At 62.3% G+C, this 15241-nt stretch carries 19 protein-coding genes; 6 read left to right on the top strand and 13 right to left on the bottom strand.

The window, feature by feature from the left end:
• Positions 1-187: 187 nt before the first annotated feature.
• The gene (locus tag VFL62_RS01810; protein ID WP_325170685.1) at positions 188-1816 is read left to right on the top strand and encodes an MFS transporter; all 1629 of its coding nucleotides are present in this window, start codon (positions 188-190) and stop codon (positions 1814-1816) included.
• A gap of 66 nt (positions 1817-1882) precedes the next feature.
• On the opposite strand, the gene VFL62_RS01805 is transcribed toward VFL62_RS01810, so the two are convergent.
• From VFL62_RS01805 to VFL62_RS01795, 3 genes are read right to left on the bottom strand one after another with little or no spacing between them, the layout of a single operon-like run.
• The gene (locus VFL62_RS01805; protein ID WP_325170668.1) at positions 1883-2362 is read right to left on the bottom strand and encodes a secondary thiamine-phosphate synthase enzyme YjbQ; all 480 of its coding nucleotides are present in this window, start codon (positions 2360-2362) and stop codon (positions 1883-1885) included.
• Positions 2362-2889 carry a hypothetical protein gene (locus VFL62_RS01800; protein WP_325170667.1) on the bottom strand — a complete coding sequence of 176 codons (528 nt, stop codon included), beginning with the start codon at positions 2887-2889 and terminating at the stop codon, positions 2362-2364. The genes VFL62_RS01805 and VFL62_RS01800 overlap by 1 nt, the downstream gene beginning before the upstream one ends.
• Before the next feature lie 52 nt (positions 2890-2941).
• Positions 2942-3565, bottom strand: a complete 624-nt coding sequence (locus tag VFL62_RS01795; protein ID WP_325170666.1) for a 2-hydroxychromene-2-carboxylate isomerase — start codon at positions 3563-3565, stop codon at positions 2942-2944.
• A 366-nt stretch (positions 3566-3931) separates the two neighbouring features.
• Here VFL62_RS01795 and VFL62_RS01790 point away from each other — a divergent pair, with 366 nt between their 5' ends.
• The 5 genes from VFL62_RS01790 to VFL62_RS01770 all read left to right on the top strand — a co-directional run bounded on the left by VFL62_RS01790 (position 3932) and on the right by VFL62_RS01770 (position 6496).
• The gene (locus tag VFL62_RS01790; protein WP_325170665.1) at positions 3932-4303 is read left to right on the top strand and encodes an AtpZ/AtpI family protein; all 372 of its coding nucleotides are present in this window, start codon (positions 3932-3934) and stop codon (positions 4301-4303) included.
• A 65-nt stretch (positions 4304-4368) separates the two neighbouring features.
• On the top strand, positions 4369-5112 hold the full coding sequence (locus VFL62_RS01785) for a F0F1 ATP synthase subunit A (protein WP_325170664.1): 744 nt from the start codon (positions 4369-4371) through the stop codon (positions 5110-5112).
• Between the two features lie 38 nt (positions 5113-5150).
• Complete coding sequence (locus VFL62_RS01780) at positions 5151-5378, top strand: F0F1 ATP synthase subunit C (protein WP_009796340.1); 228 nt, start codon at positions 5151-5153, stop codon at positions 5376-5378.
• Positions 5379-5449: 71 nt separating this feature from the next.
• Positions 5450-6004: a F0F1 ATP synthase subunit B' gene (locus tag VFL62_RS01775; protein WP_325170663.1), complete on the top strand. Its 555-nt coding sequence runs from the start codon at positions 5450-5452 to the stop codon at positions 6002-6004.
• Positions 6005-6010: 6 nt separating this feature from the next.
• Positions 6011-6496 carry an ATP F0F1 synthase subunit B gene (locus VFL62_RS01770; RefSeq protein WP_325170662.1) on the top strand — a complete coding sequence of 162 codons (486 nt, stop codon included), beginning with the start codon at positions 6011-6013 and terminating at the stop codon, positions 6494-6496.
• Positions 6497-6568: 72 nt separating this feature from the next.
• Here the strand turns inward: VFL62_RS01770 and VFL62_RS01765 are convergent, their stop codons facing one another.
• From VFL62_RS01765 to VFL62_RS01720, 10 genes are all read right to left on the bottom strand, one after another.
• Positions 6569-7243, bottom strand: coding sequence for a hypothetical protein (locus VFL62_RS01765; protein ID WP_325170661.1), 675 nt, complete (start codon positions 7241-7243; stop codon positions 6569-6571).
• A gap of 135 nt (positions 7244-7378) precedes the next feature.
• Positions 7379-7966 carry a GNAT family protein gene (locus VFL62_RS01760; RefSeq protein WP_325170660.1) on the bottom strand — a complete coding sequence of 196 codons (588 nt, stop codon included), beginning with the start codon at positions 7964-7966 and terminating at the stop codon, positions 7379-7381.
• A gap of 210 nt (positions 7967-8176) precedes the next feature.
• A complete protein-coding gene (locus VFL62_RS01755; RefSeq protein ID WP_325170659.1) occupies positions 8177-9463 on the bottom strand; it encodes a pitrilysin family protein in 1287 nt (428 codons plus the stop codon).
• On the bottom strand, positions 9460-10878 hold the full coding sequence (thrC, locus tag VFL62_RS01750) for a threonine synthase (protein ID WP_325170658.1): 1419 nt from the start codon (positions 10876-10878) through the stop codon (positions 9460-9462). Before thrC ends, VFL62_RS01755 begins: the two co-directional genes overlap by 4 nt.
• A gap of 297 nt (positions 10879-11175) precedes the next feature.
• Positions 11176-11877 carry an SURF1 family protein gene (locus VFL62_RS01745; protein ID WP_325170684.1) on the bottom strand — a complete coding sequence of 234 codons (702 nt, stop codon included), beginning with the start codon at positions 11875-11877 and terminating at the stop codon, positions 11176-11178.
• 50 nt (positions 11878-11927) lie between these two features.
• On the bottom strand, positions 11928-12332 hold the full coding sequence (locus VFL62_RS01740) for a DUF983 domain-containing protein (protein WP_325170657.1): 405 nt from the start codon (positions 12330-12332) through the stop codon (positions 11928-11930).
• An 83-nt stretch (positions 12333-12415) separates the two neighbouring features.
• Positions 12416-13309: a cytochrome c oxidase subunit 3 gene (locus VFL62_RS01735; RefSeq protein WP_325170656.1), complete on the bottom strand. Its 894-nt coding sequence runs from the start codon at positions 13307-13309 to the stop codon at positions 12416-12418.
• Positions 13310-13406: 97 nt separating this feature from the next.
• The gene (locus VFL62_RS01730) at positions 13407-14060 is read right to left on the bottom strand and encodes a cytochrome c oxidase assembly protein (protein ID WP_325170655.1); all 654 of its coding nucleotides are present in this window, start codon (positions 14058-14060) and stop codon (positions 13407-13409) included.
• A gap of 4 nt (positions 14061-14064) precedes the next feature.
• Positions 14065-14241: a CoxF protein gene (locus tag VFL62_RS01725; RefSeq protein WP_325170654.1), complete on the bottom strand. Its 177-nt coding sequence runs from the start codon at positions 14239-14241 to the stop codon at positions 14065-14067.
• Positions 14242-14247: 6 nt separating this feature from the next.
• Positions 14248-15186 carry a heme o synthase gene (locus VFL62_RS01720; RefSeq protein WP_325170653.1) on the bottom strand — a complete coding sequence of 313 codons (939 nt, stop codon included), beginning with the start codon at positions 15184-15186 and terminating at the stop codon, positions 14248-14250.
• Positions 15187-15241: the final 55 nt, after the last annotated feature.

Raw genomic sequence — 15241 nt, 5'->3', positions numbered from 1 at the left:
CGGCGCAAACAGGACGCCGGTAATTTTTCCGTCCCTCCTCTAGATGCGCCTTTCCGCAGCGGGCCGAAAGTCTTACTGGGCGATGGTTCACGCCGATGTTACCGTGCAGCACAACCTCTAGCCTGGGTGGCCGGGCGTACGGGGACGAAGGTAGCAACTGGATTTTCGGGGAGTGCGCACAATGGCTATGGCAACAGCAGCGGACGGCGCTGTCCGCAGCGGCGGGATGACGGCCGAAGAGCGAAAGGTGATTTTCGCTTCGTCGCTGGGCACCGTGTTCGAATGGTACGACTTCTACATCTACGGAACGCTCGGCGCTTTCCTTGCGAAATACTTCTTCTCCAACGTTCCGCCGAACGTCGCCTTCATTTTCACGCTGCTCGCCTTTGCTGCAGGCTTCGCGGTTCGGCCGTTCGGCGCGCTGATCTTCGGCCGCCTCGGTGACATGATCGGCCGCAAATACACCTTCCTCATTACGATGACGCTGATGGGCGTCGGCACCTTCTTCATCGGTCTTTTGCCCGGCTATGGGAGCTGGGGCATCGCAGCTCCGGTCGTGCTGATCCTGCTGCGGCTGATTCAGGGCCTGGCGCTCGGCGGCGAATATGGTGGCGCGGCGACCTATGTCGCCGAGCACGCGCCTGCCGGCAAGCGCGGCTACTACACGTCGTGGATTCAAACCACCGCGACGCTCGGCCTGTTCCTGGCGCTACTGCTCATTCTCGGCGTTCGCAACGCCATGGGCGAAGGCGCGTTCGGCGACTGGGGCTGGCGCATTCCGTTCCTGCTGTCGGGCATTCTGCTCGCGGTTTCGGTCTGGATTCGCTTGAGCCTGAACGAGTCGCCGATCTTCCAGAAGATGAAGGAAGAAGGAAAGACCTCCAAACGCCCGCTCAGCGAAGCGTTCGCTGAGTGGGGCAACGCCAAGATCGCGATCTTTGCGCTGCTGGGCGCCACCGCCGGCGAGGCCGTGGTGTGGTACGGCGGACAGTTCTATGCGCTGTTCTTCCTGACCCAGACCCTCAAGGTGCCCGGCGCCACCGCCCAGATCATGATCGTGGTCGCGCTGGCGCTTGGCACGCCGGGCTTCATCCTGTTCGGCTGGCTCTCCGACAAGATCGGCCGCAAGCCGATCATCCTGGCGGGCTTCCTGCTTGCGGCGCTGACGTATTTCCCGATCTTCAAGGGCATTACGCATTTCGCCAATCCGAAGCTCGAAGCCGCCCTGTCCTCCGCGCCGGTCACCGTGATCGCCGATCCCTCCGAGTGTTCGTTCCAGTTCAAGGCGACGGGCACGGAGAAGTTCACCACGAGCTGCGACACTGCAAAATCCGCTCTCGTCAATCTGTCGGTGAACTACCAGAGCCAGGATGCGCCGAAGGGAACGCCGGCGCAGGTCAAGATCGGCGAGCAGACGCTGAGCGCCGCCGCGCCGGACTTCGCCAAGGCGCTGCCTGACGCCATCAAGAAGCACGGCTACCCGGCCTCGGCCGATCCGGCCGAGATCAACTGGCCGATGACGGTGGTTCTGCTGTGGCTGCTCGTGATCTACGTGACGCTGGTCTATGCGCCGATCGCGGCGTGGCTGGTCGAACTGTTCCCGAGCCGCATTCGCTACAGCGGCATGTCGCTGCCCTATCACATCGGCAATGGCTGGTTCGGCGGCTTCCTGCCGGCGACCGTGTTCGCCATCGTCGCCTACACCGGAAACATCTATTCCGGCCTGTGGTACCCGATCGTCATCGCGGTCATGAGCCTGGTCATCGGCTTCCTGTTCCTGCCGGAAACCAAGGACGTCGATATCCGCAGCAACTGATCGGGCTGAAGGAGACAAAAGCCGGCCGCGGAGTGATCCGCGGCCGGTTTGCTTTTGAGGCCATGCTCAGGCCGCACCGGTCTTGCCGACAAACTGAACGACGACTTCGCGGACGTGCGGACGCCGCCGATGCTCGATCAAATAGATCGCCTGCCAGGTTCCCAGCATGAGCTTGCCCTTGATGATAGGCACTTGCAGCGAAGTGGCCGAAAGCATGGATTTGACATGGGCCGGCATGTCATCGGGCCCTTCGGTGTCGTGGCGCCAGCCAAAATCCTCAGGCGCTAGCCGATCGAGCGCCGTGGTCAAATCCTCGAGCACCGTGGGATCGGCATTCTCCTGGATCGTCAGCGAGGCCGAGGTGTGGCGGATGAACAGCGTCAGCTGCCCGTCGATGGCGTTCGCCTCCGCGACGAAGTTCGCAACCTCGTCCGTCAGATCGACGAAGCCGCGGCCCGGCGTGCGCACCGTCAGCAAGGACGAAACAATCGAGTTCGCGGAAGCCGTCGAGAGCGCATCGCGGGAGATCGAAGATGGCCCCGTCATCAGATCTTGCCGCTGACGTCTTTCTGCATGCGGTTGGCCATCTCCACCAGCCGCCGCCACGCCTGCTCAAGAAACGACATCACCCGGTCCATATCGCGATCGCTCGGCAGCGGGATCTCGATCTTGCGCGGCGTTTCGGCCACCTTCGGTTCAGCCTTCTTCAGCGAATCCGATTTCGGCAACGCCTCTTCGGATTTGCCTTCGACCGGCGCGCGCGAGGCCAATTCGGTCTTCAGCTTTTCGATTTCCGCTTTGGCCTTTTCAGATTCCGCCTGTAGGCGTCCGATTTCCTGGTCGTAGGCCGCGCGTTCGTCGGGCACGACGTAGCAAGCCCATCCAGCGCCGGCATTGTTACAGGTGGAAACCGTGCCGGTGCGGGTGTCGAGCCGGATCACGCCGTCGGCAATCGGCGATAGCGTATAGCGGCCGTTTTCCCCATCCGGCAGCGCTTCGGCCACCGCGGCATTCGCGCCAATCAAGACCGACAAGACAACAACGGTTGACGTCAAAGCTGCCGTTCTGGTCATGGGATGCTCCGCCTCAAGGGTCGCCAAGGTCTTATCTATGCCTACCTAACCCTCAAATTTGCGAACGATAGGGCGCTCGGCCCGATTTCAATGCGTCCACCAGCAATTCGATCCGGTCCTGCCCCCAGAATACCTCACCATCCAGGACATAGGCAGGCGATCCGAACACGTCGGCCGCCAGAGCGTCCTGCCGGTTCTGCTCGTATTTCTGGCCGATCTCCTCGCTCTGCGAACGCTCGACCAGTGTCTTGCCTGGCAGGCCGCTGTCGTCGGCCAGCCGCGCCAGCGTCTCTGGGTCGGCGAGATTGAGCTCCTGCTCCCATACACCGGCAAAAGCCCGGCGCAGGAACGGATCGGGATCGTGACCGGCCTCGAGCGCCGCGACCACCAGACCGTCGGCCAGTCGCGCATTGAGGGGGTAGTGCTTCGGCTGAAAATGGAAATTCAGCCCGCGCTTGTCGCGCCAGCGTTGCAATTCGAGCATCCGGTAACGCTGCCGGACCGGGTGCCGCTTGATCAGCGGCAGCCCGCCGGTTTCCGAGAACAAATCGACCAGGACGACCGGCTTGTGATTGACCTCAAGGCCATAGGTCGCGACGGCGTCGCGAAACAGTTTGTGCCCGATATAGGCCCAGGGGGAGGAAATCGAAAAGTAATAGTCGATCTGACGCGGCATACCGTTTCTCGAAGAATTCTGGAATCGAAGGTCATCCCAACAGACCCAAAATCGCGATGCAAGGCCAGCCAGCGGTTCTACGCCTCCAACATTCGCAAAATGCCGGCTCGGTAGGAATGCGAATGTTGGCCGCGGCGCACCGGCCCGACGCGGATTTTCCCGTGATATCGCGGCCAGCTATTGCAGTGCGGCGATCGGACCATTCGACCAGTTGAAAACTGAGTAAATAGCATAGCAATATCAATAATATAGATAGCTGTGACGTAATCTTGACTTGATTTGGCGTGGTCAGTATGGTCCGCGCGGCTTTTGAGGGGTGACGGGGCGCCGTTTCTTTCTTCGCAATCGTTTCGGGTCTTAGCAACCATGGCGCAAGGCACGGATGACCGCGAGGAAAAGAACAAATCGTCCTCCGACGAGGCCGCACTTTCCGCAAGGCTCGGAAGTCTGGAGCACCGGTTGTCCGAACTTCGGGACGGCCGAAACATCAGAACTGACCAATCCGAAGCAGGAAGTGGAGACTCTAGCGCCCGCGCTTCGGCGATGGCACTCGGTTTCCGCCTCTCATCGGAATTGATCGCCGGCGTTGGCGTCGGAGCACTGATGGGCTGGGGCTTCGACCGTCTGCTTTCGACGTCACCTTTCGGGCTCATCGTGTTCGTGCTGCTCGGCTTTACGGCCGGCGTTTTGAACGTGGTCCGCTCGGCAGGTGTTGCTCAGAACAGGACCGGCCGTTAAGGAAGTGGCCAACAACGTGATTTGAAGCGCCGGCGTGACCGGCAAAGCTAGAGATTGCTGCGCGGATGATCGATCCGATCGAACAATTCCACATCGAAAAGCTCTTCACGATTGGCCATATCGGCAATCAGGAGATCGCCTTCACCAATTCGTCCGCCTACATGTTCGGCTCGGTCGCCTTGATTGCGCTGCTGATGCTCGGGCCGGGCCGGAATCTGGTGCCGGGCCGCCTGCAGTCGGTCGCGGAAATCGCCTATGAATTCGTTGCCAACACCATCCGGTCGAATGCCGGCAAAGACGGCATGAAGTTCTTCCCGCTGGTGTTCACCATCTTCATGTTGCTGACCGTCTCCAACATGATCGGCGTCATTCCCTACAGCTTCACGATTGCCAGCCACATCATCGTCACGGCGGCGCTGGCGTTTCTCGTGTTCTTCACCGTGCTGATCTACGGTTTCTACAAGAACGGCCTGAAATTCCTCAAGCTGTTCGTACCGTCGGGCATTCCGATTTTCATCCTGCCGCTGGTCGTCTTCATCGAGATTTTCTCGTTCTTCCTGCGGCCGATCTCGCACTCGGTGCGTCTGTTTGCGAACATGCTGGCCGGCCATATCGCGCTGGCGGTGTTTGCCGGCTTCATTCCAATGCTCGCCGGGATCGGCATCGCCGGTTATTTCGGCGCCGTATTGCCGCTCGGCATGGTGATGGCGCTCTCTGCGCTCGAGCTGCTGGTGGCCTTCCTCCAGGCCTACGTCTTCACCATCCTCACCGTCATCTACATCAACGACGCTATCCATCCGGGCCACTAAAAGGCCCCTCAACCAAACCTCAAGAAGGAGTTCGTTTCATGGATCCGATTGCCGCGAAGTACATTGGCGCTGGTATTGCCTGCATTGGCATGGGTGGCGCCGGCGCTGGCGTGGGCATCATCTTCGGCAACTACCTTGCCGCTGCGGTGCGCAATCCCTCGGCCGCTCAGGGCCAGTTCGGCAACCTGATTTTCGGCTTCGCGGTGACCGAAGCGCTCGGCATCTTCTCGCTGCTGATCGCGCTGCTCTTGCTGTTTGCGCTCTGATCTATCGCCGGTCCCGCCTCCTCGCATAGGGAGCGGGTACCGAACCCAGGCTAGCCGAACAGGAGAAGCCCATGGCTGAAAGTCATGGCGGGCCGAAGGGCACCACCGCCCACACCGAGGCCGACGGCGGTCACAAGGAGTTTCCGCCGTTCCAGAAGGACACCTTCGCTTCGCAGTTGGTGTCGCTGGCGATCGCGTTCGTCGCGCTGTATCTGATCGTCTCGAAGATCGCGCTGCCGCGCGTCGGCGGCGTGATCGACAAGCGTCAGGATACGATCGACGGCGATCTGGCTGCAGCCCAGAAGCTGAAGGACGAATCGGACAGCGCGCTCAAGGCTTATGAGAGCGAACTGGCGAGCGCGCGTTCCCGCGCGCAAGCGATCGGTGCGGAGACCCGCGAAAAACTGAACGCCGCGTCCGAGGCGGAACGCAAGACGCTGGAAGAGAAGCTGTCGCAGAAGCTCGCGGAGGCAGAAAAGACCATCGCGTCCACGCGCGAGGCTGCCATGAGCAACGTGCGCGGCATCGCCACCGATGCGGCCGCCGCCATCGTCCAGCGCCTGAGCGGTGTGGCGCCCGACAGTGCCTCGGTCGGACAGGCCGTCGATGCGTCGCTGAAAGGGTAAGTATTCATGTTCGCCGAACCGGAATTTTGGGTCGCCGTCGGGTTCGTCATCCTGATGGGTGTGTTCGCCTATATCGGCGTCCACCGCACGGTGCTGACGGCGCTCGATCATCGCAGCGAACGCATCAAGGCTGAACTCGACGATGCGCGGCGCCTCAAGCAGGAAGCCGCCAATCTGCTCGAGGAATACAAGGCCCGTCGCGCCAGCGCCGAGCGTGAGGCTCAGGACATTGTCGCCGCGGCGAAGGTCGATGCCGAACGCGTCGCTGCCGAGGCCAAAGCGAAAATGGAAGATTTTGTCGCTCGGCGCACCAAGGCCGCCGAGAACAAGATCGCGCTTGCCGAAGCCCAGGCGCTGGCTGACGTGCGCGCCGCCGCCGCCAACGCGGCGGTGACGGCGGCCTCGACCGTCCTGTCGCAGACGGTGAAGGGACAGGTCGCCGACGATCTGCTCGCCAAAGGCATCACCGAAGTTCGCCAGAAGCTGAACTGACGAAACCTGATCGACGAAAAAAGCCGGCGCGAGATCATCGCGCCGGCTTTTTCGTTTTGAGAATCGATCCCTTTATCTCCGCCGCGACGGCGCCGCCGGCGTCACGGCTTGCGGATCGAAGCCGACGTAGAAGACGTACGAATCGCTGGTCAGGTTCTGCGGCATGTTGAACACCAGGTCCTCGCCCACCACGCTGAACGCGCCACCGCCCTCGGTCATCGCCACCGTGGTCCGGTATACCTTGGTCATGAGAACCTTCTCGTTGACCCCGGCGTACACGACGGCGACACGAAGCGGAACTTCGACGGAGGCTGGCGCACCGGCAGGACCCGCGATGACCCGGCCTTGAATGCCGATGCGCGCCGCAATCTGGCCGCCCGTGGTGCGCCGGCAATCGCGTGCGGTGCGCGAAATGGTCGCCTGATAGTTCAACTCGCTGGCGACCGGCTGCTTGCCAGGCGGCGCCACGCCATAGGTGGACGCGCCGGCCCTGATCTTCACCACCGGACAGTCGACCTCTGTGCCATCGGGCGCCGTCTCGGAGACTTTCCCGCGGCCGCCGAACAGCTGATCGAACCGGTCCGTAAGCGTCGGGAGATCCTCTTGCGGCGGCGGGGCCGTACTGAACGGGTTATTGATGGTGGTGCCGCCGCAGCCCGACAGCAAGGCGATGGCCGCCAAGGCCAGTGCGGTGCGCTTGTGGCCCGCTTTGGCCACCCTCGCCTGCCCGATCAGCCCGTGCCGCATTACAGGAAAATCCCCATCGAAATCGCCGCCGAAAAGTGATGCTTTCTGGGCAGCCTCATGCGCCGTGCTTATAGCAGCGCAATGGCGGCAAACCCAAGGCACCTGTCATAATTTGGATAACGGACAGAAACACAGCTAACCGCGGAAATCCTCGTGCAACAGGCCGAATAGCAGGTGATCCTGCCAGACACCGTTGATACAGAGGTAACGCCGCGCCAGTCCTTCGCGGGTAAAGCCGCACTTCTCCAGAACCCTGATGGAGGGCGCATTGGTCGGGATGCAGGCGGCCTCGATGCGGTGCAAATTGAGCTCGCCGAACAAAGACGGCAACAGCACGCGAAGCGCCGTCGTCATGTAGCCGCGATGCGCAAAGGGTTGTCCGACCCAGTATCCGATCGTCCCCGCCTGAACGATACCGCGGCGCACATTGGCCAGGGTGATCCCGCCGATCATGACCCCGTCGGTCTCACGAAAAACGATGAACGGGTACGACCGATCGGCGGCAATATCTTCGGCATAGCGACGGAGCCGCCGTCGGAAGCCGGACCTGGTCAAATCGTCCGACGGCCAGATCGGCTCCCAAGGCGTCAGATAGCCGCGGCTGATTTCGCGCAAATGCGCCCATTGCAGGAAGTCCGACATCTGCGGGGCACGCAGCAGGAGGCCATGACCGCGCGGAACCAGTGCAGCCGGTCCGCTCGTGGGCAACCGGAACAGGGCCATCTATGAAACTCCCCCGCCGCCTCAAACAGAAATCATGAATGGATAGCGCTCATGTTCTCGCAGCTAGCACAGCGGCCTTCAACTGATCCCATTGTAGCATCCGCACTTCGTCTCAGCAGCACTTTTTGCGAATGTCGGAGCGACGGGTCTGCCTGCAGACATCCGTCTTCCGGCGGAGACTGGTTTGACATTCGCCTCGTGCATTCGCGGCTAGTGAAGGCTCTTCGCCCTCGCTTTGGTCAATCCTTCCGCAAAAGCGACCGCCGTGTCCAGTCCCCTTCCGCTGCCGAGCGCAACGACAGCAGGCCGGCTGCGGGACAACAAGGCGCGCGCTGCGTTTCGTGTCGTATCCACACTGACGGAATCGATCCGCGCCACCAGTTCTTCCGTCGTCAGCGGCCGTCCGTAGGCCAGGATATGCCGCGCGAGCTGCTCGGCGCGCGAGCTGCAGCTTTCCAAAGCCATCAGCAGCCCGGCCTTCATCTGCGCCTTGGCGCGGGCAACCTCGGTTTCGCTCAGTGTCTCGACCGCATCGTTGATGACATCGACGATGACTTCCATCATCTCCGGGGCGTCGCCCGGATCGGTGCCGGTGTAGAGGCCAAAAAATCCGGTATCCACATAGGGCGCATGGAAGGCATAGACGGAATAGCAGAGGCCGCGCTTCTCACGCACTTCCTGGAAAAGGCGCGACGACATCCCGCCGCCGAGAATATTGGTGAACACCTGAAGCGAAAACAGCGACAGGTCGGTTTGCGGAACGCCTTCGAGCGCCAGCGTCAGATGCGCCTGCTCCAGCTCGCGATGCACGACGCGCGAGCCTCCTTTGCCGAACATCGCCGGCTCCGGCTTTGGCGCCGGGGTGGCGTCGAAACCGGCAAAGCGCTGCGCCACGTCATCGACCACTTGCCGGTGGTCGACCGCACCGGCCGCGGCGACCACCATGTCAGGCCCGCGATAATGCGTCGAGAGATAGCCACGCAGCATGTCGCGGTTGAAGGACTTCAGCGTCTTCGCCGTGCCCAGCAGCGATCGTCCCATCGGCTGATCCGGGAAACACAGCTCATTGAGATGCTCGAACACGACGTCATCGGGAGTGTCCTGGGCCGCGCCGATCTCCTGCACGATCACGCTCTTTTCGCGCTCGAGCTCGTCGGCCACGAAAGACGGATTGGTGAGAATATCGGACAAGACATCGAGCGCGAGCGGCACGTCCGCCTGCATGACGCGCGCATAATAGGCCGTGGTCTCGGTCGAGGTGCCGGCATTGAGATCGCCGCCGACGGCTTCGATCTCCTCGACGATCTCGCGCGAGGTCCGCCGCGTGGTGCCCTTGAAGGCCATGTGTTCGAGCAGATGCGATATGCCGTGCTCATTGGGTTTTTCATCGCGGCCGCCAACGCCGGCCCATACACCAAGGGCCGCGGTCTGCAGATGCGGCATGGTATCGGTGATGACGGTGAGGCCAGACGGCAGTTTCGTGACTTCAACGCTCATCCGGCGGCTCCTTGCTTCGCGGCACGACTGACCGAGCGTACAAATCGCGCAACTTCAACCTTGTCGTTCTTCATCACCACCACGCGTTCGGGCCTTGTCATCAAACCTTCGAGCCATGGCGGCAGTTCCGGGCGCACGCCGCAGGCCGCTTCCACCGCGTCCGGAAACTTGGCGGCGTGCGCGGTCGACAGCACGATGTTGGGAATCTTGGAATCCGGCGCATCGCGATCGGCCACCGCCAGCGCCACAGCCGTATGCGGATCGACCAGATCGCCGGCCTCGCGCCAGGCGGTCCGGATAACGGCGCTGGTCTCGGTTTCATCGGCGCGACCGGCATCGAAGTCCTTGCGCACCGCGGCTAGCAACGCATCCGGCAGCACGAAGCGTCCGGACTGCTTGAGCGAGGCCATCAGCCGCCTCACCAGCGCCGCGTCACGGCCACTGGCTTCGAACAGCAGGCGTTCGAAATTCGACGAGACCTGAATATCCATCGACGGCGAGGTCGAGGCGTGGACTTCGCGGGTCTCGTAAATTCCGGTCTTGAGCGTACGCGGCAGAATGTCGTTGACGTTTGAGGCAATGCGCAGCCAGCGGATCGGCAGCCCCATCCGCTTGGCCACGTATCCGGCAAAGATATCGCCGAAGTTGCCGGTTGGCACCGTGAAGTCGACGCTGCGCGACGGCGCTCCGAGGGCGGTCGCCGCGGTGAAGTAATAGACCACCTGCGCCACGATGCGCGCCCAATTGATCGAATTGACGCCGGAGAGCGCAACCGCATCGCGAAACGCATGATCGTTGAACAGTTCCTTCACGATCGCTTGGCAGTCGTCGAAGGTGCCATCGACGGCGAGCGCATGAACATTGCCGGCGCCGGAGGTGGTCATCATCCGCCGCTGCACCTCCGAGATGCGGCCGTGCGGAAACAAGACGATGAGATCGACATTATCGCGGCCGGCGAAGGCGTCGACCGCAGCGCCACCGGTGTCGCCTGATGTCGCCACCACGATCGTGGTGCGTTGTGCACGCTTTGCCAGAACATGGTCTATCAGCCGCGAGAGCAACTGCATGGCAACGTCCTTGAACGCCAGCGTCGGACCGTGGAACAGCTCGAGCAGGAATTGACTGGGGCCGGTCTGGTCGAGCGGCACCACGGCAGGATGGCGAAATGTCGCATAGGCTTCGTTGGCCATGCGACCGAGATCGGCATCGGAAATCTCACTGGCGACAAAGGGCCGGATGACGTCGACCGCGACTTCCCAATAGGGCCGCCCGAAAAACCCGGCGATGGTCTCGCCAGAAAGCTGCGGCCAGATTTCGGGCACGTAGAGGCCGCCATCCCGGGCAAGCCCGGTCAGCATCACATCGCAGAAGCCCAATGTGGGGGCTTCGCCCCGTGTTGAGATATATTGCGTCAAGCCAAACGAGCCTCCAAAGATCCGGCACTCCGCCAAACCTTTGATTTCATATACAAAACCACCTTGCAGGGAGCAAAGTGGCGCCACCATAAGCGTTTTGACCGAAACTGGAAACCGCTTCTTCGAAGGTGACGCCATCCGGATCGGGCGCCAGGGGCGCAGCGGAAATGACAGCCATGCTTGCCATTTCCCGCGCTAAGCACCGGCCGCCCGAAACCTCGCAGCTCATCCGCGCGGGTTGCCGCGTAATAGGGGAGGCCAGCGTCCTGACAGGGCCTGCGGATCGCGGCCAGTGCCTCAACCGGCGCGGAAACGTTTGGCGCGCCACCAGACAGCGAACGCCACCATCACCGCGCCCGCCAACACGAACCAGGTAATGGCGTATTGCAGATGATCGTCCTTCAGGTGCACCTGAAGTGGTCCCGGCTTCGGAATGCCGCTCGGTGGCACCGGCAGTTCGAGATCGATGTAGAATGGCGCGGCCTGCCCCCAGCCGAGCGCGTGCGACATGTCGAGATGATCGCGCGCAAACCATAGGCGCTTTGTGAAATTTGCCGCGGGCGTGAGCCATCCGGCGTGCTCGGGAAAACGGATATAGCCGGTGAAATCGGTTGGCCCGCCGGTCAAAAGACGGGCCACGTCACGATCCTGCTCGGTGCGGTCCTGCATCGTGTTCTGCACGAAGCCGGCATTGATGACGACGACCTCGCCACTGGTCAGCCGCGCGGGCATGAAGGCCCAGGTGCCGGGCCCGGAAACGTCGTCGCGCACGGCAGAACCGGCGCTATAGACCATGGCGTCCGGTCCGGCGCCGAAGGTCGCCTTGAAACGGACCCGGCGGAACTCGTCCTTTTCTGGGGTGAGCTTGTTCCATTCGGAGGCCGGCGGCAGCGGCACCGGCTCAACCGCGAGGCGCTCCGTGAGAGCTGCTATCAGCGCATGTTTTTCGACGCGGCGTTGCAGCTGCCAGACGCCTAATCCGACAAAGACGGCAATCATGGCCAACGTGAAAAGGCCGAAACCGAGGCCTCGCCGTCCGATCGCCTCGGTCACTTCGGCTCGCGATTGATTAAGCGGCCTGGAGCAGCCTTGTGATGGAATTGCAGCGCGATCAACAGCGACTTCATCGAACGCAGCGGCAACAGCGTGGTCGCCAGGATTAGCGGCAGCCACAGCACCGCATGCAACCAGAACGGCGGCTGATACTTCACTTCGACGATCAAGGCGCAGGCCACCACGATCGCGCCCGCCAGCATGATGATGAAAATGGCGGGACCATCGCCGGTGTCGATGAAGGCAAAGTCCAGCCCGCACACATCGCATTTCGGCCGCAAGGTGAGAAATCCCGCGAACAGTTTGCCGTTGCCACAGCGCGGGCATTTGCAGGCGAGTCCACGCAGCACGCTCTGGGCCAGGGACGGCGTATCCGGTTCGGTGGTATGGGTAGTGCTCATGCCGGGCAATCTATCACGACCGGGCTGCGTCAACAAAAAGGGCGGCCGCGAGGCCGCCCTTCGCGAAGAGATCGACGGAAAGCCTATTCGGCCCCGACGAGCCGGCCGCCGCCGGTGCCCCAGACGTAGATGCAGGCAAACAGGAACAGCCACACCACGTCGACGAAATGCCAGTACCAGGCGGCGAATTCGAAGCCGAGGTGTTGGGTCGGCGTAAAGTGCCCGGCGTAAGCGCGGGCAAGGCAAACGATCAGGAAGATGGTGCCGACCAGCACATGGAAGCCGTGGAAGCCGGTCGCCATGAAGAAGGTCGCGCCGTAGACGTTGCCAGAGAAGCCAAACAGCGCGTGGCTATATTCGTAAGCCTGCACGCAGGTGAAGCAGGCACCGAGCGCAATGGTCAGCCAAAGGCCGTATTTCAGGCCCTGGCGGTCATTTTCCAGAAGCGCATGGTGTGCCCAGGTCACGGTGGTGCCCGAAGTCAGCAGCAACAAGGTGTTGAGCAGCGGCAGATGCCATGGGTCGAACGCTTCGATGCCCTTGGGCGGCCAGGTGCCGGGAACGGCGCATGCGCCCATCTGGGTGCCGGCGCCGCATCCGAAGATCGCATCGCGCGCGGCGTGAACCGCATCGGCCGGGAACAGCGCCGAGTTGAAAAAGGCCCAGAACCAGGCGACGAAGAACATCACCTCGGAGGCGATGAACAGGATCATGCCGTAGCGATGGCTGATCTGAACGACGCGGGTGTGATCGCCCTTGTATTGCGCCTCGCGGATCACATCCATCCACCAGCTCGCCATGGTGTAGAGCACGCCGAGCAAACCGACGAAGAAGATAATCGGCGCGGCACCCGTCATATGGTGCATCCAGAGGATGGCGCCGACCGCCATAATGAAAGCTGAAATCGAGCCGACGACCGGCCACGGGCTCGGATCGACGAGGTGGTAGTCGTGATGCTTGACTTGCGCCGTAGCCATTTTTCGATCTCTCCGTTAGCAGGGCCTGCCCGGCCCCTCCGTCTCAATATTCCAATTCAAACTTCGCGATGATCTCGTTTGGCGGACCATCGTTCACTCAAAGATTGCCCTTCGCGCTTGCTCCGGACTTTTCCGATTCGCCCGCCGCCAGCGGCTTCACCGATGGCTCGCGGACAGGGAAGAAGGTGTAGGACAGGGTGATGGTGTTGACGCTGTCGTTCTCGCTGTCCTTGACGATCGAAGGATCGACATAGAACACAACCGGCATCTGACGCGTTTCCCCCGGCGCCATGGTCTGCTCGGTGAAGCAGAAGCAGTTGATCTTCTCGAAATAGGAGCCGACCGTCAGCGGCGCGACATTGTAGGCCGCCTGCCCGGTCGTGGTCCGCGCGGACTGGTTGGTTACCTTGTAAAAGACAGTGGTGACTTCGCCGATACGCACCTCGATCTCGGTCTGCTCCGGCTCGAACTTCCAGGGCAGCCCGCCGGCGACGTTGGAATCGAAGCGTATAGCGACCTTGCGCTCGAGCGGCGCGCCCGATGGAGCCGAGGTCGCCACCTGCGTCGTGCCGTTGAAGCCGGTGGCGCGGCAAAACCAGTTGTAGAAGGGCACGGCGGCGTAGGCGGCGCCGACCATCAGCACCACCACGAAACCGCAAATCGCAGCCACAGCGGCATCACGCGTCAGGCCGCGCCGCGACGATTTCTTCTCGCCTGCGGAAGCCGGGTGCTGGTTCTGATGGTCTGCCATGTCCTTACAACGGCCGCACGAGAACGGCCGGCCCCTTGACGATGGTGACGGCGAAAAACAACAGAACCAGGACGCCGAGCGCGAGCGCGATGGCGACCGAGCGCTGGCGGCGGCTTTTCTTTTGCGCCTCGGTGAGGACGATTCCGTCTGGTTTATCGTGATCGGCCATCGCTATCGCCATGCGCCCTTACCAGATCAACGGAGCAATACCGCGCGCCACCACCTCGAGCAGGAGGGTGGCAAACAGCGCGAAGAGATAGAGGATCGAAAACGCGAACAGCCGGCGCGTGGCCCGATTGGCTTCGCGGCCCTCACGAAGGCGGTAGACGTCGATCGAGAGCCACAGCATGCCGCCGCCCAGGAGGAGCGAGACCACGCCATAGACCGCGTCGAAATAGCCGAGCGGCCAGGGCGCCAGCGCCACGGCGACCAGCACGATCGTGTAGAGCAGAATTTGCAGCCGCGTCACGTCCGGCCCGGCGGTGACCGGCAGCATCGGAACGCCGGCCCGGGCATAGTCGTCGCTGCGGAACAGCGCCAGCGCCCAGAAATGCGGCGGCGTCCAGAAGAAGATGATCAGAAACAACAGCACCGGCTCGACCGAGAGCGAGCCGGTGGCGGCCGCCCATGCCACCACGGGCGGAAGCGCACCAGCGGCTCCGCCGATCACGATGTTCTGCGCGGTCCAGCGCTTGAGCGCCACGGTGTAGATCACGACGTAGAAGAAGATCGTGAAAGCGAGCAGCGCGCCCGCGACCCAGTTAACGAGAATGCCGAGCGTCATCACGGAGAAGAAAGCGAGCGTCATGCCGAAGGCGGCGGCTTCACCCGGCGCTATCCGGCCGCGCGGGATCGGCCGGTTGGCGGTCCGCGACATCAACGCGTCAATATCGGCCTCGTACCACATGTTGAGCGCGCCCGAGGCGCCGGCGCCGACCGCGATGCAGAGGATCGAGGTGAAGGCCAGCACCGGATGCACATGGATCGGCGCTATCATCAGGCCGACGAGTGCCGTGAACACCACGAGCGACATCACCCGAGGCTTCAGAAGCGCGACGTAATCGGCAACCTCGGCTTCCGAGATCCGGGGGCTGAGTTCGATGCTGGTATGATCGACGACCGACAAGACGGCTCTCGCTTCCTTCAAGAAGGCAACGCGGCGCTCATCGCGCCGCGCCGCC

Source organism: Bradyrhizobium sp. (genome assembly GCF_035701725.1).
GTDB lineage: Bacteria > Pseudomonadota > Alphaproteobacteria > Rhizobiales > Xanthobacteraceae > Bradyrhizobium.
This window is presented reverse-complemented; position numbering and strand designations above follow the sequence as displayed.